Here is a 24,476-nt window from a genome sequence, read left to right as displayed (position 1 = left end):
GACTTCCCGTTGACGAGGGGCTATGCACAACGATTCGCTCAAGACATTGGTGGTAGATGCACTGGATGACCTCAAGGCCAAGGACGTGGCGATGCTGGACGTGTCACGCCTTACCAGCGTGACCGACCTGATGATAGTGGCGAGCGGCACCTCCACGCGCCACGTGGCAGCGCTGGCCAACCACATTGTCGAGCAGTCCAAGGCCAGCGGCCATCCGCCTCTGGGTGTGGAAGGGCAGGCCGGCTCCGACTGGGTGCTGGTGGACCTCGGCGACCTGGTCGTGCATGTGATGCTTCCCGAAACCCGCCAGCTGTATGACCTGGAGCGTCTCTGGGCCGACCTGCCGAGCGATGTGGAGCCCAGAGAAGAGCACGGTAGCGCATGAGAGTCCGCCTGCTGGCGGTGGGTACCCGCATGCCTGCCTGGGTCAATGCGGGGGTAGAGGAGTACCGCAAGCGCCTGCCCCGGGATTTTGCCCTGGAGATCGAGGAAATTGCCCCGGGGCAGCGGGGCAAGAATGCCGATGTGGCACGTGCCGTTGCGCTGGAGGCGCAGCGAATTCGTGAGCGCCTGCGCGGTGATGAGTTCACGGTGGCGCTGGAAGTCGAAGGCCAGGCCTGGAGTACCGAACGGCTGGCCCGTGAAGGCGAGGCATGGCGGCTTGAAGGCCGTGATGTGGCGCTGATGGTGGGAGGTCCCGATGGACTTTCGCCCGAGCTCTCCGCCAATGCCGACCGGCGATGGTCGTTGTCGCCGCTGACCTTGCCGCACCCGCTGGTCAGGGTGATTCTGGCCGAGCAACTCTATCGTGCCTGGACCCTGATGGTGGGGCATCCCTATCACCGTTGAACGGTGGTTCCCCCGGAATAGTCATTCGAGGTCATAGCCGGCATGCGCGATCGCCGTGACACCCTCAAGAATCCGCAGCAGGAGCTGCGCATCTTTCGAATCCGTTCGCTGCTCGCCGGCTTGCTGATCGTGGCATTGACCGGCCTGCTGATGGGGCGACTGGTCTACCTGCAGGTGGTGCAGCATGAGGTCTACAGTACCCGCTCCGAAAAGAATCGCGTGCGTGTCGAGCCTCTGCCCCCGACCCGGGGCCTGATCCAGGATCGCAATGGGGTGCTGCTTGCCGAAAACCGGCCCACCTACAACCTGACGCTGATTCGAGAGCGGGTCGAGGACCTGGATGGGACGCTCGACCTGCTGGAAGCCTTGCTGGCGCTGTCCCCCGAGGAGGCTGAGGCCTTTCGGCTGCGCTCACGCCAGCGTCAGCGCCCCTTCCAGCCGGCGCTGTTGATGAGTGATCTGGACGAGGCCCAGATCGCCCGGCTTGCGGTCAATCGGCATCGTCTGCCTGGCATCGAGGTCGAGGCCCAGCTGTTGCGCTACTATCCCGATGCCAATATCACGGCGCATGCCCTAGGTTATGTCGGTCGTATCAATGCCGAGGAGATGAAGACGCTGGACCTGGGTCGCTACGCCGGGACGCACTTCATCGGCAAGACAGGTGTCGAGCGCTTCTACGAGGATGTGCTTCACGGCCAGGCGGGCCTACGCAAGGTCGAGACCAATGCAAGGGGGCGGGTGTTGCGCGAGCTGGGGCGCACCGACCCGGTGCCGGGGAAGGATCTGACCCTGACCATCGACATGCAGCTTCAGACCCTGGCCTATGAACTGCTCGACGGGCGGCGTGGTTCCATCGTGGCCATTGCCCCCGCCACCGGAGAAATTCTGGCCATGGTCTCGGCCCCGGGTTTCGACAGCAATCAGTTCGTCACCGGTATCGATTTCGCCTCCTACCGGGCGCTTCAGGAAGACCTCGACCTGCCGCTGTTCAACCGGGCCATACGTGGCCAGTATCCGCCGGGTTCGACCATCAAGCCGTTCCTGGCCATGGCGGGCCTGGCCGAAGGGGTTATCACTCCGGACCGTACCATCAACGATCCCGGCTTCTACCAGTTGCCCAACGACAGTCGCCGCTATCGCAACTGGCTTCGCTGGGGGCATGGGCGCGTCGATATGGAGCGCTCCATCGCCGTTTCCAATAACACCTACTACTATTCGCTGGCCCATGAGCTCGGCATCGATCGGGTGCATGACCGCATGAGTGCTTTCGGCTTCGGGCAGCGGGTGGGGCATGACGTATTCGGGGAAAGTGGCGCCCTGATGCCTCGCGGGATTGGAAGCGTGGCCGTTTCGGCCAGCCCTGGTACCCGGGTGAAACGCTATCGGTCGGTATTGGCCAGGGCTACTGGCAGGTCACGCCGCTGCAGTTGGCGACCGCCACGGCCGTCCTGGCCAATCGAGGTGAGTGGGTAAAGCCCCGGCTGGCTAGCCGTATCGGGGGGGAGGCCGTCGAGCTCGCGTTGCCGAACACCCCGCCTGCTCTGCAAATCGACAACGACTACTGGTGGGACAAGATCTTTTCCGGCATGGAGAAGGTGCTCACCGGCCACGAAGGCACGGCCCGCCGCACCGGGGTGGGCCTCGAGTACCGCATGGGGGGCAAGTCGGGCACCGCCCAGGTCTTCTCACTGGGACAGGACCAGCGCTATAACGCCGAGGAGCTGGCAGAGCGCCTGCGGGACCATGCGCTGTTCATGGCATTCGCACCGTTGGAAGACCCGCAGATCGCCGTGGCGGTGATCGTTGAGAATGCCGGTGGGGGCAGTACCCATGCGGCGCACCTGGCTAGGGCCATGACCGATGCCTGGCTGCTGGATGAAGAGGAAGTGGATGTCGAGCAACTGCGGGAGACCTTGGAGAATGACACCGGCACCGTGGCGGGAAACTGATCGATGGCGTTGACCTATCTGACCAGAGGCCTGCGTCGCCGGCCGGTGCGCCCGCCCGAGAGCGGCATCGCCCGTCGCAAGAGTATCTGGGAGCGTACCCATCTCGACCCCTGGCTGTTGCTCATGCTGCTGGTGCTGATGGTGGCCGGTCTGGGCGTGCTGTTCAGCGCCAGCGGCCAGAACATCGATGCGGTCATCGCCCAGGGGAGTCGCTTCCTTGTCGCGGTCGTGGTCATGCTGCTGCTCTCGCAGCTGACGCCAACCACCCTGCTGCGATGGGCTCCGCTCGTCTACGGTGCCAGCCTGCTCATGCTGGTGGCGGTCGAACTGGTGGGCGACACGGGCATGGGGGCGAAACGCTGGCTGACCATTCCCGGTGTGGTGCGCTTCCAGCCATCGGAGCTGATGAAACTGGCCATGCCGCTGATGGTGGCGGCGTGGCTGAGCCGGCGTGAGCTACCGCCCCGCTGGTATGACCTGCTGGTCTGTGGCGTGCTGATCGGCGTGCCGGTATTGCTGATCGCCCGCCAGCCCGACCTGGGCACTTCCCTGCTGGTCACCTGTGCGGCGGTGTTCGTGGTGCTGCTGGCCGGCCTCTCCTGGCGCTTTATCGCCTTCCTGCTGGTGTTGGCCGCTTCCGCCTTGCCGCTGCTGTGGATGAACCTTCACAATTATCAGCGTCAGCGGGTTCTCACCTTTCTCAACCCTGAAAGCGACCCGCTGGGATCCGGCTGGAACATCATCCAGTCCACCACGGCCATCGGCAGCGGTGGCGTATGGGGCAAGGGGTGGCTTCAGGGTACCCAGTCCCAGCTCGAGTTCCTGCCCGAGCGGCATACCGACTTCATCGTTGCCGTACTGGGCGAGGAGTTCGGGCTCATTGGCATGCTGGTCGTGCTGGTGCTCTACCTGATGATCGTCACCCGGGGCCTCTGGCTGGCGGCAGGGGCACACGATACCTTCGGTCGCCTGCTCGGTGGCAGTATCATCCTGACGTTCTTCATCTATGTCTTCGTCAATGTCGGCATGGTCAGCGGTATCCTGCCGGTGGTTGGCGTCCCCCTGCCGCTGGTCAGTTACGGTGGCACCTCCAGCGTGACCTTGCTGGCGGGTTTCGGTATTCTCATGTCCATTCATGGCCACCGTCGCCTGTTGCCGCGCTAGCGACGGCGAGCGATGGTCATATCTGAACGACAAGCCCCAGCAGGAGTGGCGAGCGAATGATGCCAGTGGGTAAGTGGAAAAGTGCCAGCGGTACCGGCATTGCCGTATTGGGCTTGTTGATGCTGGCGCCCGGGACGAGCGCCGCAGACTTCGATCCTGCGGAGCACGAGGGAGCGGGAAAGCTTGTCGATACCCTGGTCGATCGAGGTATCGAGCGTGAGTGGCTTGAGTCGGCCCTGCGCAGCGCCCAGTTTCAACAGGGCGTACTGGACGCCATGGAAGGCGCCGCGGAACGGCGACTCCGCTGGGACGAGTATCGGGAAATCTTCCTGCAGCCGGAGCGGGTCGAGCGTGGCGTGGCCTTTATCGAGGCGCATCATGATGCCTTTGAGCGCGCCGAAGCGGAGTATGGCGTACCGGCGGACATGATTGCCGCCATCATCGGCGTCGAGACCAGCTACGGGCGCTTTACCGGCCGCCATCGGGTCATCGACTCGCTGTCGACCCTTGCCTTTCACCACCCCGTACGGGGCAGTTTCTTCCATGGTGAGCTGACGGCCTTCCTCGAAATCACCCGGGAGCAGGGCGTGGAGCCGGGCAGCCTGAAGGGGTCCTACGCCGGGGCCATGGGTTACCCCCAATTCATACCGACCAGCTATCGCGCCTATGCCGTGGACTTCGACGGTGACGGGATACGTGACCTCTGGACCAACCCGGTCGACGCCATCGGCAGCGTCGCCAACTATTTTGCCGTACATGGCTGGCAGCCGGGCAGCCCGATCTATCATGAGGCCCGGGGGCCGGACACTCCGCCGCCGGCGGTTGACTTCAACCGCACGGCCCGGCCCTACGCCAGCGTGGCCGAGCTTGCCGAGGCGGGTATCCGGGTCGAGGGCAGCCTCGATGACGATGCCTTGGTGGTGCCGCTCTCGCTGGAGGTGTCCGAAGAGGCCTGGCGCTACCGGGTGGGTCATGAGAACTTCTACGTCATCACCCGTTATAACCACAGTCACCTCTATGCCATGGCAGTGACAGAGCTGGCCGAGGCAATCGAAGCCCAGCGTGCGCTGGCTGCGCCGCCGCTCGAACCGGCGAGCAATGGTGTCGGAGAGGGAACATGAAACCCTGGTACCTCGGCCTGGCACTGGCCACGTTGTTGACCGGCTGTGCCGGTGGCGGTGGCTCCCAGCCTCGGGCGAACGAGAGGCGGCTCGCAGCGCGCCAGCGGCGGCACCCTCAGGTGGTGGTCGCTATGCCATGAGTGGCGATGCCTACCCCGAAAACCCGCCAGACGTCAGCAAGATTCCGGATGCGGTGCCTCGTGTCGAGCCACCGTCCCGTGGCGGCAACCGCCCGACCTATGAGGTGTGGGGCAAGACCTACCGGGTGCTGCCCGATGCCAGTGGCTATGCCAGGCAGGGCACCGCGTCCTGGTACGGCGAGAAATTCCACGGCTACGCCACCTCGAACGGCGAAATCTATGACATGTACGAGATGACCGCTGCCCATCGCTCGCTCCCGCTGCCGACCTATGCCAGGGTAACGAGTCTGGAGAACGGTCGCTCCGTGATCGTGCGGGTCAACGACCGCGGGCCCTTCCACAATGACCGTGAGATCGATCTCTCCTATGCGGCCGCGGCGCGCCTGGATATCCTTGACCGTGGCACCGGCGGGGTGAAGGTGGAGGCGCTCGACCCCGAGCGGTGGCTGGCAGAAAACGGCCGCAATGGCGAGAACCGGACGGCCCCGACGACGGTCCAATCCTCGCCTGTCGGCGAGTCGCGTACCGCTCAGACTGAGCCGGCCCGACTGGCCGAGCCTGGGCCAGCCGGCGAGTCGTCACGGGAGGTTGCAGCCCCGAGCCGAGCCACGGCGGAGCCGGCCGGTGACCAGGCCGCCATCTATCTGCAGATCGCCGCGCTGGGATCGGTGGACAATGCTCGGGCGCTCAAGGCGAGGCTCGACAATGAGCTGTCGCATCCCGTGCGGGTGGCCGACTCCGCCGGCATGTATCGGGTGCAGATCGGCCCCTTGTCCAGTGCTGCCGAGGTCGAGCCGGCCCGGGCAGAGCTGAGACGTGCCGGTTTCGAGCAGGCCTTTATCGTCAATGGCGCCGACTGATCGGCGCCTTGCTTTTCACTTTCCGATGTTTCCGATGAGACCCAAACCAATGAGAGTGCTGTTCCGTAAACTCCGTCCTCTGCTGTTGCCGGTGATGCTGCTGAGTCTGGTCCTGATGACGGCCCAGGCCCTGGCCCAGGCGGTGCCTACGCCTCAGACCATGATCCCCGCCCCCCCGCAGATTGCGGCCAAGTCATGGTTCCTCATGGATGCCGACAGTGGCCGGGTGCTCATCGAGCATAATGCCGACGAGCGCCTGCCCCCGGCGAGTCTCACCAAGTTGATGACGGCCTACCTGGTGGAGCGGGAACTGGATCGTGGCAACATCAGCATGGACGACATGGTGCGCGTCAGTGAAAACGCCTGGCGTACAGGGGGCTCGAAGATGTTCATCGAGGTCGATACCGAAGTGTCGATCCGTGACCTGCTCTACGGCATCATCATTGCCTCCGGCAACGACGCCAGCGTCGCAGTGGCCGAGCACCTGGCCGGCGGGGAGGCCCCCTTTGCCGACCTGATGAACCAGCACGCCACGCGCCTGGGGCTGCAAAATACCAATTTCACCAATGCCACCGGGCTGCCGCATCCGGAGCAGTACTCCTCGGCCCGGGATATGGCGCTGCTCTCGCAATACATCATCAACGACTATCCCGAGCACTACGCGGTCTATGCCGAGAAGTACTTCACCTACAGTGATATTCGCCAGCCCAACCGCAACCGCCTGCTGTGGCGAGACCCCTCCGTCGATGGCCTGAAGACGGGCTGGACGACCGAGGCGGGTTACGGTCTGGTCGCTTCGGCCAAGCGTGACGACATGCGTCTGATTTCGGTGGTGATGGGCACCAGCTCCGAGGAGTCTCGGGCCCAGGAGACACAGAAGCTGCTCAGCTACGGATTCCGCTACTACGAGACGCTGAATCTCTATGAGCAGGGTGCCGTACTCAATACGCCACGCATCTGGGGTGGGGAAAGGAACGAGCTGCGCGTCGGTGTCGACGAGAACGTCTTCATGACCGTTCCCCGTGCCCGTAATCAAGAGCTCAGCGCCCGTCTCGACATCCGCCAGGACATCAATGCCCCGATCAGCCAGGGAGCGCGTGTGGGGACGCTGGAGGTGCGGCTAGGTGACGACATCGTCGGCGAGCAGGCCCTGGTGGCCCTGGAGTCGATCGAGGAGGGCAACATCTTCAAGCGGCTCTTCGACCAGGTCAGGCGTTTCTTCAGCAACCTGATCGGCGGCTGGTTCGGCTAGCCGTGTCGAATGGCCGAGTCACGTATTCGGAAATGCTTTGAAGGGTAGGAAGGACATGAGCGACAGGAACCTGCGCGACCTGCGTCGGGCGACATCGACTAAAACACCCGAGGCGCCGGCGACCATTACTTTCCCTTGCGACTACCCGATCAAGGTGGTGGGGGATGCCGCCGAGGATTTCGCGGCCATGGTCTGTCAGGTGGTCTCACGCCACGACAGCGAGTTCGATGCGACGACGCTGGAAGTGGTGGAGAGCCGAAACGCACGCTTCCAGTCGGTGCGGCTGACCATGCGTGCCACCGGTGAGGCCCAGCTCAAGGCGCTGTTTGTCGAGCTCAAGGCCACCGGGCGCGTCCACATGGTGGTTTGATGGGCGAGATCGAGCTCCATCGCCTGGGGCGCTGCGCCTATGAGCCGGTCTGGCAGGCCATGCGCACGCTGACCGATACCCGTGATGAGCGTACACCCGACCAGCTTTGGCTGGTGGAACACCTTCCGGTCTTCACCCAGGGGCAAGCCGGCAAGCCCGAGCATCTGTTGATGCCGGGCGATATCCCCGTGGTACAGACCGATCGCGGTGGACAGGTGACCTATCATGGCCCGGGGCAGGTGGTGCTCTATCCGCTATTGGATGTACGCCGCGCCCGGCTTGGCGTGCGCGATCTGGTTTCAGCCCTGGAGAACGCCGTGATCGCCGTGCTGGCGGAGCTCGAGGTGGTGGCGCGGGCACGACCGGATGCACCCGGCGTCTACGTGGGACAGGCCAAGATTGCTTCGTTGGGCCTGCGTATTCGGCGCGGGGCGAGCTTTCACGGGGTGGCTCTCAATGTGGATGGTGATCTTTCCCCCTTCGACCGGATCAATCCTTGCGGCTATGCGGGCATGGCCATGACCCGACTTGCGACCTGGTCGACGACTGCCCCGGCGTCGAGGCGGTGGGGGAGCGCCTGGCGCAGTGCCTGGCGCTCGAGCTGGACAGGGGACTGGTTATCCCACGTTGATGGCGTCGATGCGGTTGGGGTTCGCTTCCTGGCCCGGCACCTCGGCGGGCGCCGCAAGGCCGAGATTGTTCTTCTCGAACACCTGGTCGGCCCGGTAACTGGATCGAACCAGCGGCCCCGAGGCCACTTCCAGAAAGCCCTTTTCCAGGCCCAGCTGCCGATAACGCTCGAACTCCCGGGGGGTGACCCAGCGCTCGACCGGCAGGTGGTTGCGCGTGGGGCGCAGGTACTGGCCGAGGGTGACGATATCCACGTTGATGGCGCGCAGGTCGTCCAGGGTGGCCAGTATCTCCTCGTCGGTCTCGCCCAGGCCCAGCATGAGGCTGGTCTTGGTCAGGACTTCCGGCTTGTGCTGCTTGGCATGGGCCAGCACGTCGAGGGTCTTGCGGTACCCGGCCCGGGGGTCGCGGACCCGGTGGGTGAGGCGTTCCACCGTCTCGACGTTCTGGGCAAAGACCTCCAGGCCGGAGTCGACGACACGCTCTATCGCCGGCCTGTCGCCGTCGAAGTCGGGGGTGAGTGCCTCCACCACCACCTGGGGCGTGTTCGCCTTGATGGCGCGAATGCAGTCGGCATAGTGCGTCGCGCCGCCATCGGGCAGGTCGTCGCGGTCGACCGAGGTCAGCACCACATAGCGCAACCCCATCAACTCCACCGACTTGGCGGTGTTGGCCGGCTCCTCGCTGTCGAGCCAGCCCTTGGGATTTCCGGTGTCCACGGCGCAGAAGCGGCACGCGCGGGTGCATACCGAGCCCATCAGCATGATGGTGGCCGTGCCGTTGCTCCAGCACTCCCCCATGTTGGGACAGTGCGATTCGGCACAGACGGTGCTCAGCCGGTGCGTGCTGACATTCTTCTTGACCGCCTCGAAGCGCTCGCCGCCGGGGATCTGGGCCCGCAGCCACTGGGGCTTCCGGCCCGGCTCGGGCTGCTCTTCGAGCTGCTTGCGCTGCTTGATGCCATCCTTGATCACGGCCATGCCGTGCTCGTTGCGGAATTTCTCACCGCTGGGGACGCGTTTTGAGGTGCTGTCGCTCATTAGGGTGTGAGCCCCTCCACTCGGCGGCTGCCAGGGCCATGTGGCTGTGCGCCGACGGCGTCCGGACGGGACGACGACAATGGCACGAGCGCTGCATGGCGCGCAGATTGATACGTTGGACGCAGGCCGCTAATCTACCATATTCGCCCCGGAAGGGGACAGCGGAGGCAGGCGTGCCAAGGTCAGGTGGGCTGGATCGGCAGGCACACCACGCCGTGGTCCGGAATCGGCTTCGGTGGTGCCTTGAAGTGGGCCTCGAACTCGCCGAGCCGCTCGCGCACGAAGCGCAGGAAGAGCTCCGTCACCGGGGTAGGGAAGCGGTCGCGGGGATGGACCGTGCACCAGGAGCGGCGCAGTGGAAAACCGGGTAGCGCGAGTTCGGCAAGCAGTCCCGCGCCCAGCTCCAGCCTTACGGCCAGTCGCGGCAGGACCGCAACGCCCAGGTGAGCCATCACGCCCTGCTTGATGGCCTCGTTGGTGCCCAGTTCCATGGTATGGGGTAGGGCGACGTCCTGATCGGCCGCCTGCAGTTCGAAGGCGGTACGAACCCCGGAACCCGGTTCGCGCATCAGCAGATAGTGTCGGGCCAGATCCTCCAGGGTGGGATTGCGGGCCTCCAGCAGCGGGTGTCCCGGCCACACCACCGGTATCAGCTCGTTCTCCAGTATCGGCATGAACACCAGGTTGTCGTCGTCTTCGGGCACCATGGCCATGATGACCAGGTCGTCCCGTCGCTCGGACAGGCGCTCCAGCGCCTGGCTGCGATTGCACACCTGCAGGCGCACCTGGACATTGGGATAATGGGCACGAAAGCGTGCAATCAGGTGGGGCACGACATATTGCGCGGTGGAAACGGCCGCCAGGTTGAGCTCTCCCGAGATGGTGCCCGCCATGTCCGAGAGCGCCATCTGCAGCCGCGATACCTGACCGAAGATGGCCTGGGTCGAGGTGGACAATGCATCGGCAGCGGGCAGCACATGCAGCATCTTGCCGGTGTACTTGAACAGCGGCTGGCCCAGGGCTTGCTCCAGCTGGCGGATCTGGGCACTGACTGCCGGCTGTGTCAGTCCCAGTGACTCGGCCGCCCGGGAATAGGACTGTTGGCGATAGACGGCCTGAAAGACCTGGAGTTGGCGAAAGGTCAGGCGGTTCAGCAGCCTTGGCGTGGTCATCGGTCGATCCGCTGGAGGGGCGCCAGGCACCCATTGAACGTCGTATTTCATGCTATCACCGCCTGCGGGCAGCGGTCATGCCCGGTTTTCGGCACCCACGAGGAAAGGCTTCATGGAACCTGACGACAGCTTGGGCAATCAGCCTGGCGACTGGCGATCGGTCATGGTGGCGGGCAGTGGCCTCGCGGCGCTTCGGGCCGGCCAGGCATGTACCGAGCTGGGATTGCCCTGGCATGGCAGCGATGGCAGGCATGGCGATGAACTGGTGGCCCATGCCCGACGCCTGGGTTGCGATCTACTGCATCCTGCCGAGGCGGGAACCGATGTGCAGCTCTCCCTGGCCAGGGCCAGTAGACGGGCCGGTCTCGACTTTGTCGGCCCCGGCGATAGTCTATTGGCGGCGATGCACGACCCGGCGGCAAGCCGGCGGTTGATCCGGGAAGCGGGCGTGCCGCTAAGCCCCATGGAAGAGGCTTGCTCGCCCCTGCACCTGCCGGTGCTGGTCGATGCCCAAGGGCAGGCGCTGGCCCTGATCGAACATGAGATTCTTGGTCCCGGCCGCGCAGTGGCGCCCAGTGAGCGCCTGACGCCCGAGCAGCGCGCCTATCTGGGCCAGCTGGCCGTCAAGGGAGCTCAGTCGATAGGATTGGTTGGCCTGGCCACCTTGAGCTTTTCGCTGGTGGGTAATCGGCTGGGTTTTGCCGCCATGCAGCCCGGCTTGACCGGCTATGAGGGCCTGGCCGAAGTGCTGACCGGGCTCGACCTTGCCGTTGAACAGCTGCGGCTGATCGGCGGGGGGCGCCTTCGTCGTCCGCGGGTGGGACATATGGGGCACGGGCCGGGACGTCCGGGCCAGGCACGCTTGCAGCAATTGTCGTTTCCCGGTGGTTTCCTGAGCGGAGGGCCAGGCGTCAGGCTGGACCGCCCTCGTGGCGATGGTGCAGGCTTCCCGGATGCGAGGCTGCTGGTCTGGGGGCGTGATGCCGCCGAAGCGGAGCGCAGGGAGCGGCGGGCCCTGGCGGAGTGGGAATGCTCATAGAAGGCTTTCGAAAAAATGTTCAAAAACAATATTCTGCGGTGTATGGATACAGAAAATCGACAAAATGACTCGTCATCATGTCGCTCTACGTACTATGATTGTTGCATCGCAGCAAACAATCTCCCTCCTGGTGTCGACATGATCGGCGCCAGCGAACCATGGAGTCACACATGACCTCACTGATGCCGATACCGCCTGAAAAGACGATGACCTTTCTGGATCCTTTTGGTTTCGGCCGTGCCGCGTTTGACTACTGGCGTGATGCCGTCGAGCGCAGCGTGTTGTACATGGACGTGATGCGCCAGCGCGGCAACCAGTATCTGGAGCACATCGAGCAATCCAAGCCCAACGTACTGGGCTTCGAGGCCGACGTCATCATGGATGGCCGCACGCTGCCGCGACCGGTCAACTATGAATTGATGAGAATCCTGCCGCCACCCAATGTCGAACTGGACCTTCAGTCCCGCCCATTCGTGGTGGTGGACCCGCGGGCGGGGCATGGCCCCGGGATCGGCGGCTTCAAGTCAGACAGCGAGATTGGCGTGGCCCTGCGTGCCGGTCACCCCTGCTACTTCATCGGCTTCTTGCCCTATCCCGAAGAGGGACAGACGGTGGAAGACGTGGTGGAGGCGGAGATTGCCTTCCTGCGCCGTGTCATCGAGCTGCACCCGGAGGCCGAAGAGAAGCCGATGGTGGTGGGCAACTGCCAGGCCGGGTGGCAGATCATGATGGCGGCATCGCTGGAGCCCGACCTGTTCGGACCGATTCTGATTGCCGGTGCGCCGCTCTCCTACTGGGCCGGCGAACGGGGCAAGGCGCCGATGCGATATGCTGGCGGCATGTCCGGTGGCAGCTGGATGACCTCGCTGGCCAGCGACATCGGTAGCGGCCTGTTCGATGGCGCCATGCTGGTGCAGAACTTCGAAAAGCTCAATCCGGCCAACACCTGGTGGGGCAAGCAGTATCAGCTATTTGCCAGCGTCGATACCGAAGCCGACCGTTACTTGAACTTCGAGCGCTGGTGGGGCGGCCATGTGGTGCTCGGTGGAGAGGAAATCCAGTACATCGTCGATAACCTTTTCATCGGCAACCGTCTCTCCACCTCGCAGCTGGTCACTTCCGATGGACGGCGAATCGACCTGCGGAACGTGCGTTCGCCGGTGGTGGTGTTCTGCTCCCAGGGTGATGACATCACGCCGCCGCCCCAGGCACTGGGCTGGGTGCGGGATCTCTATGAAGACGTGGACGACATCATCGCCAGCAACCAGACAATCGTCTACTGCGTGCACGACACCACCGGCCACCTGGGCATCTTTGTCTCGGGCAGCGTTTCCCGCAAGGAGCACACCGAATTCACGGCCAACATCGATTACATCGATGTGTTGCCACCGGGCCTCTACGAGACGAAGGTGACGACGGCGGCCGAGCGGAGCGATGCGGAACTGATCGAACGGGACTACCTGCTCGAGTTCAAGCCCCGTTCCATCGAGGGCGTGAACCGGGAGGTTATCCAGCACCGGGAAGAGGACGATACGCGTTTCGCCACCGTGGCACGGGTATCGGAGATCAACCTGGGACTTTACAGACTCTTCCTCCAGCCGTGGGTGCGGGGCGTGATGACGCCCGAGGCATCACGACTGATTCGTCGCATGCATCCCATTCGCCTGGGCTACAAGCTGCTCTCGGACCGTAACCCGCTTTCCGTCCCGCTACCCGTGCTGGCCGACTGGGTGCGCCAGGATCGTCATGAGGTGGGCAAGGACAATATCTTTCGTACCTTCGAGGGTATCGCGTCGGATCAGCTCACTCGGGGCCTGGATGCCTGGCGTGAGCTGCGCGACAACGCCACCGAGCAGCTGTTCCTGCAGATCTATGGCCAGCCGCTGCTGCAGGCCATGGTGGGTCTGGGCGGCGACGCCCATGCACATCGCCGCCGCCCGGGCAGCGAGCCCGAGCATCTCCGTTTCATCGAGCAACGCCATGAGGAGCTGCGCAAGCACGTTGCCGAGGGTGGCAGCCACGAAGCCGTGATGCGCTCCGTGATCCACGTGCTGGGCGGCTCACCCACCACCGATGAGCGGAACTTCAAGCGCCTGCGTGCTTCCCACGCCGAGCTCGAGCCGGGCCGTAACCTGGCCGACTTCAAGCAGCTGGTGCGTGACCAGTTCTTCATCCTCAAGCTGGACCGGGAAGCCGCCCTGGAGGCGATCCCGGAGCTGCTGTCGGGGGAGAAGGCCGATGCGATTCGAGGTCATCTCGAGCATATCGACCATGTGCTGGCCGCCAGCGGTGGGCTCAGCGAGCATGCCAGCAAGCGCTACGAGCGTATCCGGCAGCTGTTTGCCGTGGCCCTGGAACGGGTCGAGCCGGACGACCAGCGACAGGCAATGGTCGAGATGCATGCGGACGTGGAGAGTGGCGCCAGGGCCGAGGTGGTGGCTCGTGATGAGGTAGAGAAGCTGCTTGGCAGCACGCCTTCTCCCAAGCCCGAGCAGGCCAAGCCCGAGCCAAAGCAGGCCGAACCAAAGCAGGCCGAGCCAAAGCAGGCCGAGTCAAAGCAGGCCGAGCCAAAGCAGGAAGAGCCARAGCAGGMMGAGCCAAAGCAGGAAGACCCCAAGCCGGCCGAGCCAAAGCAGGAAGAGCCCAAGCCGGCCGAGCCAGAGCAGGCCGAGGCCAAGCCTAAGCCGAAGGCGACCCGCAAACCTCGCAAGCGCTGAATCGCTTTATGCAGTACCGTGCCCCTGCCGATTCCATCGGCGGGGGCACCCGCATTTTGGTCAGGGTGTTGGAGGGTCGGCTGCTGCAGTCAACGACAGTAGAGCTGCCTTGCTGCTACGTTCAGAGTGCTGGTTCCGTGCGGCCATTCGGGCCGTGACTGGCGCAAAGAGGGTTGCTGGGGTAGGGTAAGCGCATTTTTCACCCCCGCGAGGATCGTCCGCTCGGACAGGCGGGCCGGAACCGTCAGGGGGGGCCATCGGGTCCTCGCCGCGCAGAAAGTGGAGCACTATGGGCAAGTCATTGGTCATCGTCGAGTCGCCGGCCAAGGCCAAGACGATCAACAAGTACCTCGGCAGCGAGTTCATCGTGAAGTCGAGCGTGGGTCATATTCGCGACCTGCCGACCAGCGGCTCGGGCAAGACAGTCTCGGACCCCAAGGAGCGCGCACGCCAGGCCGCAGCCACTCGCAAGATGTCGCCCGAGGAGAAGGCCGAGTACAAGCAGCACAGGGCCAAGGATCAACTGATCCGCCGCATGGGCATCGATCCGGAGCATGGCTGGAAGGCGCACTACGAGATCCTGCCGGGCAAGGAAAAGGTCGTGGCCGAGCTGCAGAAGCTGGCCGAGAAGGCCGATGCCGTCTATCTCGCGACCGATCTTGACCGCGAGGGGGAGGCCATCGCCTGGCACCTCAAGGAGACCATCGGCGGCGAAGATTCCCGCTACAAGCGCGTGGTCTTCAACGAGATTACCAAGAACGCCATCCAGGAGGCCTTCACCGAGCCCGGAAGCCTCAATATTCCACGGGTCGAGGCCCAGCAGGCGCGTCGCTTCCTGGACCGCGTGGTGGGTTTCATGCTGTCGCCACTGTTATGGGCCAAGATCGCTCGCGGCCTCTCCGCTGGGCGAGTCCAGTCGGTGGCCGTGCGCCTGATCGTCGAGCGCGAACGCGAGATTCGTGCCTTCGTGCCCGAGGAGTTCTGGGACGTGCATGCCGATCTGGTGTCGAGTGACGGCGAGCCCATTCGCTTCGAGCTGGTTCGCCAGGATGGCAAGGCGTTTCGACCCACGTCGGAAGCCGAAACCATGGAGCGCATTGCGGCGCTGCGTGAGGCGAGCCTCGCCATTACCTCCCGTGAGGACAAGCCGACCCGCTCGAAGCCGAATGCACCCTTCATCACCTCGACCCTGCAGCAGGCCGCCAGCGGCCGGCTCGGTTTCTCGGTGAAGAAGACCATGACGCTGGCCCAGCGCCTCTATGAGGCAGGCTACATCACCTATATGCGTACCGACTCCACCAACCTGTCTAAGGATGCGGTGGAGAACGTGCGTGAGTATATCAACGCTGAATTCGGCAGCCGTTACCTGCCCGAGGCGCCCAACCGGTACTCCAGCAAGGAGGGCGCCCAGGAGGCCCACGAGGCAATTCGTCCTTCGGAGGTACAGCGCAAGGCGGGTGAGCTGGCCGGCATGGAACGTGATGCCGAACGCCTCTACGAATTGATCTGGCGTCAGTTCGTGGCTTGTCAGATGACGCCGGCGGAGTATCTCTCCAGCACCCTGACCGTGGAAACCGGAGGATACGAGCTGCGGGCCAAGGGGCGTGTGCTCAAGTTCGACGGCTATACCCGTGTCATGAAGCCGGCGGGCAAGAACGAGGACCAGGCGCTGCCCGACCTGCCCAAGGGCACCCCCATGACCCTGGCGGCGCTGGACCCACAGCAACACTTCACCAAGCCGTCGCCCCGCTATACCGAGGCCAGCCTGGTGAAGGAGCTGGAGAAGCGCGGAATCGGCCGGCCCTCCACCTACGCGTCGATCATTTCCACGATTCAGGACCGTGGCTACGTCAAGCTGGAGAACCGTCGTTTCTACGCCGAGAAGCTCGGTGACATCGTCACCGAGCGTCTCAAGGAGTCCTTCCCCGACCTGATGGACTTCTCCTTCACGGCGCGCATGGAGGATGGGCTCGACGAGGTGGCCGAAGGCGAGCGTAACTGGCGGGAGCTGCTCGATGCCTTCTACGCGGAGTTCCGCCAGGAGCTCGAGGCGGCCCAGAGCGAAGACGGCATGCGACCGAACCAGCCGGTGCCCACGGATATCGACTGCCCCACCTGCGGACGCAAGATGCAAATTCGCACGGCCTCCACCGGGGTCTTCCTGGGCTGTTCCGGTTACAACCTGCCGCCCAAGGAGCGCTGCAAGACCACCATCGACCTGCTGCCCGGCGAGGAGGCAGTCGCCGCCGATGCCGACGAAGAAGCCGAGACCGAGGCGCTGCGGGCAAAGCATCGCTGTCCCAAGTGCGGTACGGCCATGGACAGCTACCTGATCGACGAGCAGCGCAAGCTACATATCTGCGGTAACAGTCCCGACTGTGATGGCTACGAAGTCGAGCAGGGCCGATTCCGCATCAAGGGCTACGACGGTCCCACCATCGAATGCGACAAGTGCGGCAGCGAGATGCAGCTGAAGTCCGGGCGCTTCGGCAAGTACTTCGGCTGTACCAACAGCGAATGCAAGAACACACGCAAGCTGCTCAAGAGCGGTGAAGTGGCGCCGCCCAAGATGGATCCCATCCCCATGCCGGAGCTTGCCTGTCAGAAGGTGGAGGACCACTATGTGCTGCGCGATGGCGCCAGCGGCTTGTTCATGGCGGCCAGCAAGTTCCCCAAGAACCGGGAGACCCGTCCGCCGCTGGTACGCGAACTCAAGGCCCACGCCGAAGAGCTGCCGGAGAAATACCACTACCTGCTCGATGCGCCCAGCGAGGATCCCGATGGCCGTCCCAGTCAGATCCGCTTCTCCCGCAAGACCAAGGAGCAGTTCGTGATGACCGAGGAGGAGGGCAAGGCCACCGGCTGGAAGGCCTACTTCGACAACGGCAGGTGGCAGGTGGAGGACAAGCGCAAATGACCCCGCGGGCCCGCACCAATCAGCTGCTCTATCAGGCCGAGCTGCTGCTCGATATGCCGCCGGGTAGCGACGAGCATGTCGAGGCGCGCCGCATGGCGGCCGAGGAGGGGGCGCTGGCCCTGACGGAGCTGGCGTTGGAGTCGCTGCTGCGGGAGGTCACCGAGCATGCCCGCCTGGCCCGTCATGACTGGCGTGAGCTGCTTGGCCCCGAGGGTGAGCCGGTGGCAGAGCTCCACCGGCTGCGAGAGCTCGCGGCCCGGCCGGAGAGCTGGCTGGCCTGGCTGCTCAGCCGGCTCGAGGCACTGCATGAAAGCGGTGGTGTGGCACGTCGTCGCGGATCAGCTGCCCCAGCTTGATTGCCGTGGGCAGTGCGGCGGCGCTCGGGGACGAGCTGCGGACCTGTCTGAGCGAGGCCAAGCGTGAAATCGCCGCCCTGCGCGAGACCAGTGAGGAGTGGTAGTACGTTGGTGATGGATCGACCTGACAGACTGCATTGAGTTCATGACTCGCTGGCTTTGACTTTCATACTGGCAATTTTCAAACAGTCGTTTACACTCGTCGCATCTGTACTTTGTACCGACTTCTGGCAGACAAACATGGACATCACCGCATGGAGGCGTCTGTTCATCGCCTTGTTATTGGCTATGAGTTTCACCCCTCTGGTCGCTTTAGCCTCTAGCCTGTCGATCGACCCCCGCTTCTTGCCTGGTGGCGAAGCCGCCGTTGACGAGCTGCAACAGGAGCTCGAGCGGATCCGAGCCGGGAGAAGCGTACCCCGCATACGTCCTGCTGCAGAGGGAGAAGGCATTCGGATCCAAGGCCTTGACGACAGTGATGGCCTCAGTATGCGGCTCACCGATAGCCGGGATCCTTTTGCCTTCAGTCTGTTGGATGGCGTTGAACGGATTGCCGTGCTGGGCCCGCCGGCATCGGCTGGACGGGCCAGCGCCATGCTTGCCGAACGCGCCGAGCGGCGCGGTATACACCTGTCGGCACTTGGCCTGCAGCCTGGCGAATTACCCTCTTTCACCGATGTCGAACGGCTCGATGCCGTCCTCTTGCTGGCCTTGCCTTTTCATGAGCCGGACTCGCAGCGCGAGCTCTTTGATCGTCTCACTGAAGCCGGCGTCGCAACGCTTGCCCTGACCGATGCCGGCCAAGTGGAACGAGGGGCCCTGCTTTCGGTTCCCGGCGCGCTTGATGCCCCGGCCTTTCATCGCCTCCTGGCCCTTCGGCTTGATGATCTGGCGGCTGGGCGCACTCCCGAACCGCTCACCTACCGGCCTGAGCTTGGTCGTCCTTGGCTCAACCTGGAAACTGCTTCCCGCCTTGACTGGGCGCCCCCTTTTGACCTTCTCAGTCAATCAAGGCTGATTGCCGAGCGTGCCACGGCTCTTCCCGATACATCATTATCGCTGCAGCAGGTCGTGGCGTTGGCACTCGCAGACAACTTGGGTCTTGCCGTGGCACGCCAATCGGTGGAGGTGGACGCCTTCGAGCGTGATATGGCCATGTCGCGCTGGCGGCCCAACCTCTACCTGGAAGCCACTGGCAGAGTGATCGATGATAATCGGGCTCGCTCCGGTCTGGGGCAGTCGCCGGAACGCCAGGTCACGGGCGGAGCCGTTCTCGAGCAACTGATATTTTCGGAACCTGCCATGGCGGCATTGGCTATCAGCGAGAGCCTGGATCGTGCACGCCGAGCCGAAACGGAAGTGGAAAGCCTGGATCTGGCGCTGGAGGTTGCCAGTAGCTTCATCGATCTGCTGCGGCTGCAGGATCAACAGGATGTGCTGCAAAACGATCTGGAACTCGCTCGTGCACAGCGAGACCAGGCCAGTCGAGGTCTCGAGGCTGGTGCGGTAGGCCGTGGTGAACTGTCCCGCTTCGAGGCCGAGCTTGCTCAAGCCAGGGAGCGCCTTGAACAGACGATTGCCGATCATGAGCAGCTGCGGCTTGCCCTCAATCGACGGCTGGGCCGTGATGCCATGGCCCCTTTGACGCCCCGGGCACCGGATACGGAAAGCGTGGAATGGCTGGGAAGCGATCCACGCTTTGCCGCGGTGCTGGAAGATCGCGATAGCCTGGAGCACTGGCAATCGTTGCTTGTGAGATCGGCGCTGTCGGAATCCCGGGAGTTGCAGGCACTCGCTGAAATGCGCAGTGCCGCAGCCCGGGAGCTGGAATCCCGTCGCCGTGCGTTCTGGGTGCCAGAGGTTGGGCTAGAAGCACGTTATACCACCGAAATCGCACGTGCTGGCGAAGGAGAGCGCGCCCCTTGGGAAGCCGATAGTCCCCTGGTTCGCGGTGGAGTTGATCTGCTGGAGAACCAGGGTGTTCGTTTCCCTGAAACAGGACGTGACGAATGGAGCGTCGGCATCTCGGCGCGCCTCCCTCTCTACGCCGGTGGACGGCGTAGTATCGAACGCGATACCAGCGCCGCCCGTCTTGAACAAGTGGCACTTCAGGATGCCGATGCCCGGCAAGGGTTGGAAACACGATTGCGTGCGGCCAGCGTCGAGCTGTTAGCTGCCTGGCGTCGTATTGCACTGCGCGGGGAGGCGAGTGATCACGCTGAGGAGGCTCTCTCCTTGGCGCAGGTCGCTTGGCGTGAAGGCAGTCTGGAGCAGGTTGCATTGCTGGACGCTCGGACCACGGCCCGTCAAGCCTCCTTGGCCAAGAGTGAAGCGAGGTGGCAGTACCTCAAGGCGCTGGTGCACCTGCAGCGCAGCCTGGGCATGATTCCGGGACCGATGAATGAAGCGGACCGAAATCACCTGTTGAGCCATGGCGATTCGTCTGGATCTTTCCCTGATACGACCAAGGACCTTTCACCATGAGCAGCCGCATGAGCAAAGGATGGTTGACGCTGTGTCAGTGGTGGCAGCGAGCAGGTGCTCGAAGGGAGGGGGTTCGATACTTGCCGCTGGCCATGGTCATGTTCTCACTTGCCGGGTGTGAGGCTGAGCCGGTTGCCGAAGAACCCTTGCGACCTGTTCGTACACTGCTGCTCGAAGAGTCCAGCCGGGAAGCCGAGCGTCGCATACCCGGTCGACTTGAGGCGAGTGCCAATCGGCGCCTGAGCTTTCGCGTAGCGGGACGTCTGGCAGATTTTCATGTCAGCACCGGTGACAGTGTGGCGCCGGGGCAGATTCTGGCGAGCCTCGAAGACACCGACCTGGCTCTGCAGCGAGATCGAGCCAGTGCCGGGTTGGCGAGTGCCAACGCAGCGGCAGTCAATGCGGAAGGGGAGTGGCAGCGTGCCAGGAGGCTGTATGAGGCCGGCAGCATCCCCGCACGGGATCTCGAGGGAGCCCGGGCACAGGTAGAGGGAGCCAGGGCCCAGCGCAACAGTGCCGCCGATGCCCTTGCCTTGGCCGAGCGTCAAGTGGAATTCGCCCATCTCGAGTCGCCAGGTGAGTGTCGGGTTGCCCAACGGTTGGTGGAAAGCGGCGAAAATCTTGCGGCTGGCCAACCGGTTCTTGTACTGGCCTGCGGTGAAGGCATGGAAGTCCGCGCCTCCCTTTCCGAGGACATGTTGGGAGAGCTGGAGCATGGCGACTCCATCATGGTGCATCTTCCGCTTCGCGGCCTGGGGCTTGAAGGCCGTGTACGAGAGATCGGCATGCCAGTGGACGCACGTCAGGCGACCTGGCCCTTGCGAGTAGCGTTGGACTCCCTTGACGACACACAGCAGGCGATGTTGCGGCCAGGCATGGCCGCAGAGCTGGTGCTGCCTCGTTCAGGGCTGATGACAGGGCGATCTGGGTGCCGATGGTGGCGGTTCAGCGCAACAGTGCCAGTACGTTCGTGTATGTCGCCGAGCCCGTGGAGGGCGAGACGGAGCCAAACGGGCGGGAAGCACGAATTCGCCGTATCGATGTCGAGCTGGGAGGTCGGCGCGGGGAGTATCTGGAGGTACGGAGTGGGCTCGTGCAGGGAATGGCCCTGGTGGTTGCCGGCATGAGCCGCCTTCAGGATGGGCAGGCAGTTCGGCTGCTTGAGAGTCACCAGGAGGCTGCGCAGTGACATTGACAGAAGCGGCACTGCGCTATAACCGGGTTACCATCGCCGGCCTGCTGGTTGTGCTGCTGGGCTCTGTCATCAGCTATTTCGGCATTTCTCGTGCCGAGGATCCATCGGTTACGGTACGCGTGGCACAGGTGGTGACCTACTTGCCTGGCGCAACGCCTGAGCGAGTCGAACAACTGGTCACCGATCCGCTGGAAACTGCCATCATGGAAATTCCGGAGCTGGACTACGTAGAGAGCACCTCCCGCTCCGGGGTCTCCATCATCCGTGTCGAGCTGCGCCCAGACGTCACAGACGTGCAGGCCGGCTGGGACAAGCTCAGGCGCAAGATAGACGATAACCGCCAGGCGTTGCCAGACGAGGCCCGCCCTCCGATCATCAACGATGAGTTCGGCGATGTTTTCGGCATCATGTTATCTCTGACCGGTGAAGGCTACGAGCAGGCCGAGCTCAAGGATGTGGCTGATGACGTACGTGACCGCCTGTTGATGATCGATGATGTAGCCAAGGTCAGTATTCATGGCTATGCCGATGAGCAGATCTTCCTCGACTACAATGAAGCGCGGTTGGCCGAGCTGGGTGTCTCACCTCAGGGATTGGCTCAGTTGTTGGCCGCTCGTAACATTATCCTCCCAGGCGGGGCAGTGCGTACCGCAGATGAGCGGCTGGTAGTGCAGCCTACAGGAAACTTCGAGCATATCGATGACATACGCAATGCTCTGGTGCCTCTTCCGGATGGCGCACTGATTCCTCTGGGCTCCCTCCTCGATGTACGCCACGGCTACAGCGATCCGCCGATGACTCGCTATCACGCCAGTGGTAACCAGGGCTTGGCCCTGGGTGTCTCGATGCGGGAGGGGGGGAACATCCTCGACCTGGGCGAGCAGGTCCAGAATACCATTCGTCACCTGGAGCAAAGCCTACCCGTGGGGCTGGAGATCGAGATACTGGCCGATCAGCCTGCACGTGTGGATGAGCGTATCAACGAGTTCCTGGTCAATCTGCTGCAGGCGGTTGCCTTGGTATGCGTGGTCATGTTGCTGTTCCTTGGACTGCGTACCGGCTTGATCGTGGCCAGCTTGGTGCCTGTGTCGATCATGGCGTGTCTCGCCTTCATGGGGCTGTTCGATATAGGTCTTCATCAAGTCTCTCTGGGTGCCTTGATCATTGCACTGGGCATGCTGGTGGATAACGCCATCGTCATGGTGGAGTCCATCCAGGTCTCGGCTCGTGAAGGGAAGACCGTGCGCGAAGCGGCCCTTGATTCGGCGAAACAGCTGCGCTTTCCACTGTTGACTGCATCGCTGACCACGGCGGCGGCGTTTCTGCCTCAGTTTCTGGCAGTATCGGACGTGGGTGAGTACACCCGATCCCTGTTTCAGGTGGTCACCATCACTCTACTGTCCTCCTGGTTCCTGTCTTTGACGATGATTCCGCTGCTCTGCGTAGCCTTCATCAAGATTCGCCGACCGGAGTCCAGCGGTGGCGATGAGCGTGTCACCGACGAGCCTCAGGAGGATGGCACAGCGGAAGGGGCGTCCGGCTCGGCCCGCGGCAATCGCAGCGAACGGCTGGTTGCGGCCATCTATGCCCGCTATCGACGTGCACTGCTTCTCCTTTTGCATAATCGTGCTGTGACGTTGCTGGTGGTAGGGGGGTTCCTTGGCGTGGCTTATATCGCTACGGCCAGTTGCCCAAGATTTTCTTTCCCCAGGCGGAGCGCACCATCGTGACGGTGGAGCTGCGACTGCCCTATTCCGCCCCCATAGAGCGGACTCGTGAGACAGTGGAGGCCATCGAGGTTTTTCTGCGCGAGGAACTGGGGGCTGAGCGTGGAGAAGACGGTGAGTGGGCTGAAGACGGCGTGACTCACTGGGGCAGCTTCATCGGTTTCGGCGGTGAGCGTTATATCATCAACCATGCCCCAGAGCCCCCAAGCCCGGAATATGCCTTTCTGTTGTTGCAGGCCAACCGCTGGCAGGCGGTCAATGGTGTGATAGATCGGCTGGACGAATGGATATCGGCCACTTTCCCCGATCTCAATGCCAGTGTTGAAGCGACCAGCTTCGGCCCGCCGGTAACCGTGCCCTTGTCGGTGCGCATCTCCGGAGATGACGAGGAACAATTGCGTACCATCGCTGGCAATGTACGGGAGCAGGTGGCGGCGCTTAACGGTACCCGCAATGTGCGTGACGACTGGGGTGAGTGGATCAAGAGGCTGCGCATCGACGTGGATCCTGCCCGGGCGTTGCGGGCAGGGGTGACCGAGCGGGACGTGGCGCTGAGCCTGCAGACCGCCCTGTCGGGCTATCCGGTCGGCACCTTCCGCGATGGTGATACGCTGGTCCCCATCCAATTGCGCCAGGAGGGAGGTGAGCAGCGCACGCTGGATGAACTGGAGGGCATCACCATCATGCCAGCCGGAGGCGGCGAGGGCGTTCAGTTAGCCCAGGTCGCCGATGTCGTAATGGAGTGGGGGCCAGCCCGTATACTGCGCCGTGATCGCCACCGGACGATTTCGGTAGAGTCCGAACTCGCCGAAGGCGTTACCGCGGCGGCCATTGCCGGAGAACTGCGTCCCTGGCTGGAAGAGCGACAGCAGGAGTGGCCCGAGGGCTATTTCTTCGAATTCGGCGGTGAGGTGGAGTCTTCGCTAGTCGCGACACGATCGATTGTGGATAACATGCCCATCGGTGGCATGGTGATCCTGTTGCTGCTTGTGGTGCAGTTCAATTCTCTGCGGCGCCCACTGATCATATTGACGACGATTCCATTATCGCTCATCGGTGTGATTTTCGGTTTGACCATCACCGGTTCGCACTTCGGTATCATGACCTTCCTTGGCGTGGTGTCATTGGCCGGGATCGTGATCAATAACGCAATCGTTCTAATCGACCGTATCGATCTCGAGATACAGAGTGGCTTGACGCCTCAGGAGGCGATTCTCGAGGCGGGACAGCGTCGATTGCGCCCTGTCGTGATGTCGACGATCACCACCAGCGGTGGTTTGTTGCCCCTGTGGCTGGGGGGCGGTTTGCTCTGGGCCCCGATGGCAATCGCCATTATTTTCGGCCTGCTGGCGGCGTCGGTCATTACGCTCTGTATCGTTCCGGTCCTCTATTCCCTTCTGATGCGGGTGCCGTTTGCCAAGGAGCGTGGTGACAGGGAGCGGGACAGCGAGGCAGTAACTATGTCACGCTGATCCTTTCGGCAAGCGCCAAGGA

General features: G+C 63.3%; 17 protein-coding genes and 4 pseudogenes. 19 read left to right on the top strand and 2 right to left on the bottom strand.

What is annotated here, in order from left to right; genetic code table 11:
• The first annotated feature begins 22 nt into the window (after positions 1–22).
• From rsfS to lipB, 9 genes and pseudogenes are all read left to right on the top strand, one after another.
• Positions 23–385, top strand: a complete 363-nt coding sequence (gene rsfS / locus Q427_RS25175; RefSeq protein WP_043518104.1) for a ribosome silencing factor — start codon at positions 23–25, stop codon at positions 383–385.
• A complete protein-coding gene (rlmH, locus tag Q427_RS25170) occupies positions 382–849 on the top strand; it encodes a 23S rRNA (pseudouridine(1915)-N(3))-methyltransferase RlmH (protein WP_043518103.1) in 468 nt (155 codons plus the stop codon). The genes rsfS and rlmH overlap by 4 nt, the downstream gene beginning before the upstream one ends.
• Positions 850–891: 42 nt before the next feature.
• Positions 892–2,798, top strand: a pseudogene (gene mrdA, locus Q427_RS25165) (penicillin-binding protein 2).
• A gap of 3 nt (positions 2,799–2,801) precedes the next feature.
• Entirely contained in the window at positions 2,802–3,962 is a 1,161-nt protein-coding gene (gene rodA, locus Q427_RS25160) for a rod shape-determining protein RodA (RefSeq protein ID WP_043518102.1), read from the top strand.
• Between the two features lie 56 nt (positions 3,963–4,018).
• Entirely contained in the window at positions 4,019–5,083 is a 1,065-nt protein-coding gene (gene mltB / locus Q427_RS25155; protein ID WP_051496698.1) for a lytic murein transglycosylase B, read from the top strand.
• Positions 5,080–6,083 (top strand): annotated as a pseudogene (locus Q427_RS25150) (septal ring lytic transglycosylase RlpA family protein). Before mltB ends, Q427_RS25150 begins: the two are co-directional and overlap by 4 nt.
• Positions 6,084–6,177: 94 nt before the next feature.
• Positions 6,178–7,335 carry a D-alanyl-D-alanine carboxypeptidase family protein gene (locus tag Q427_RS25145; protein ID WP_051496701.1) on the top strand — a complete coding sequence of 386 codons (1,158 nt, stop codon included), beginning with the start codon at positions 6,178–6,180 and terminating at the stop codon, positions 7,333–7,335.
• A gap of 55 nt (positions 7,336–7,390) precedes the next feature.
• The gene (locus Q427_RS25140) at positions 7,391–7,705 is read left to right on the top strand and encodes an HP0495 family protein (protein WP_043518101.1); all 315 of its coding nucleotides are present in this window, start codon (positions 7,391–7,393) and stop codon (positions 7,703–7,705) included.
• Positions 7,705–8,336: pseudogene (gene lipB / locus Q427_RS30700) on the top strand (lipoyl(octanoyl) transferase LipB). The gene Q427_RS25140 and the pseudogene lipB overlap by 1 nt, the downstream one beginning before the upstream one ends.
• On the opposite strand, the gene lipA reads toward lipB, so the two are convergent.
• On the bottom strand, positions 8,323–9,375 hold the full coding sequence (lipA, locus tag Q427_RS25135) for a lipoyl synthase (RefSeq protein ID WP_043518099.1): 1,053 nt from the start codon (positions 9,373–9,375) through the stop codon (positions 8,323–8,325). The pseudogene lipB and the gene lipA overlap by 14 nt on opposite strands.
• A 182-nt stretch (positions 9,376–9,557) precedes the next feature.
• A complete protein-coding gene (locus Q427_RS25130) occupies positions 9,558–10,547 on the bottom strand; it encodes a LysR family transcriptional regulator (RefSeq protein ID WP_043518098.1) in 990 nt (329 codons plus the stop codon).
• Positions 10,548–10,659: 112 nt separating this feature from the next.
• On the opposite strand from Q427_RS25130, the gene Q427_RS25125 reads away from it, so the two are divergent.
• From Q427_RS25125 to Q427_RS29435, 10 genes and pseudogenes are all read left to right on the top strand, one after another.
• Entirely contained in the window at positions 10,660–11,586 is a 927-nt protein-coding gene (locus tag Q427_RS25125) for an ATP-binding protein (protein WP_043518097.1), read from the top strand.
• A 170-nt stretch (positions 11,587–11,756) separates the two neighbouring features.
• The gene (locus Q427_RS25120; RefSeq protein WP_081786214.1) at positions 11,757–14,303 is read left to right on the top strand and encodes a DUF3141 domain-containing protein; all 2,547 of its coding nucleotides are present in this window, start codon (positions 11,757–11,759) and stop codon (positions 14,301–14,303) included.
• Positions 14,304–14,592: 289 nt separating this feature from the next.
• Positions 14,593–17,220, top strand: a complete 2,628-nt coding sequence (gene topA / locus Q427_RS25115) for a type I DNA topoisomerase (protein ID WP_043518096.1) — start codon at positions 14,593–14,595, stop codon at positions 17,218–17,220.
• Complete coding sequence (locus Q427_RS25110) at positions 17,217–17,576, top strand: DUF6586 family protein (RefSeq protein ID WP_331280705.1); 360 nt, start codon at positions 17,217–17,219, stop codon at positions 17,574–17,576. The genes topA and Q427_RS25110 overlap by 4 nt, the downstream gene beginning before the upstream one ends.
• 5 nt (positions 17,577–17,581) lie before the next feature.
• Positions 17,582–17,680, top strand: coding sequence for a DUF6586 family protein (locus tag Q427_RS37165; RefSeq protein WP_442905576.1), 99 nt, complete (start codon positions 17,582–17,584; stop codon positions 17,678–17,680).
• 136 nt (positions 17,681–17,816) lie between these two features.
• Positions 17,817–20,060, top strand: a complete 2,244-nt coding sequence (locus Q427_RS25105; RefSeq protein WP_081786213.1) for a TolC family protein — start codon at positions 17,817–17,819, stop codon at positions 20,058–20,060.
• A pseudogene (locus Q427_RS37160) lies at positions 20,057–20,899 on the top strand (efflux RND transporter periplasmic adaptor subunit); the annotation flags it as partial. The gene Q427_RS25105 and the pseudogene Q427_RS37160, both read left to right, overlap by 4 nt.
• An 89-nt stretch (positions 20,900–20,988) precedes the next feature.
• Entirely contained in the window at positions 20,989–21,249 is a 261-nt protein-coding gene (locus tag Q427_RS34840) for a hypothetical protein (protein ID WP_043518093.1), read from the top strand.
• Entirely contained in the window at positions 21,246–22,985 is a 1,740-nt protein-coding gene (locus tag Q427_RS29440) for an efflux RND transporter permease subunit (RefSeq protein ID WP_051496696.1), read from the top strand. Before Q427_RS34840 ends, Q427_RS29440 begins: the two co-directional genes overlap by 4 nt.
• The gene (locus Q427_RS29435) at positions 22,943–24,454 is read left to right on the top strand and encodes an efflux RND transporter permease subunit (RefSeq protein WP_081786211.1); all 1,512 of its coding nucleotides are present in this window, start codon (positions 22,943–22,945) and stop codon (positions 24,452–24,454) included. Before Q427_RS29440 ends, Q427_RS29435 begins: the two co-directional genes overlap by 43 nt.
• The last annotated feature ends 22 nt before the right edge of the window (positions 24,455–24,476 follow it).

The organism is Halomonas sp. BC04 (assembly GCF_000568385.1).
Note: the sequence above shows the minus strand (reverse complement) of the source record. Positions and strands in the feature narration are given on the sequence as shown.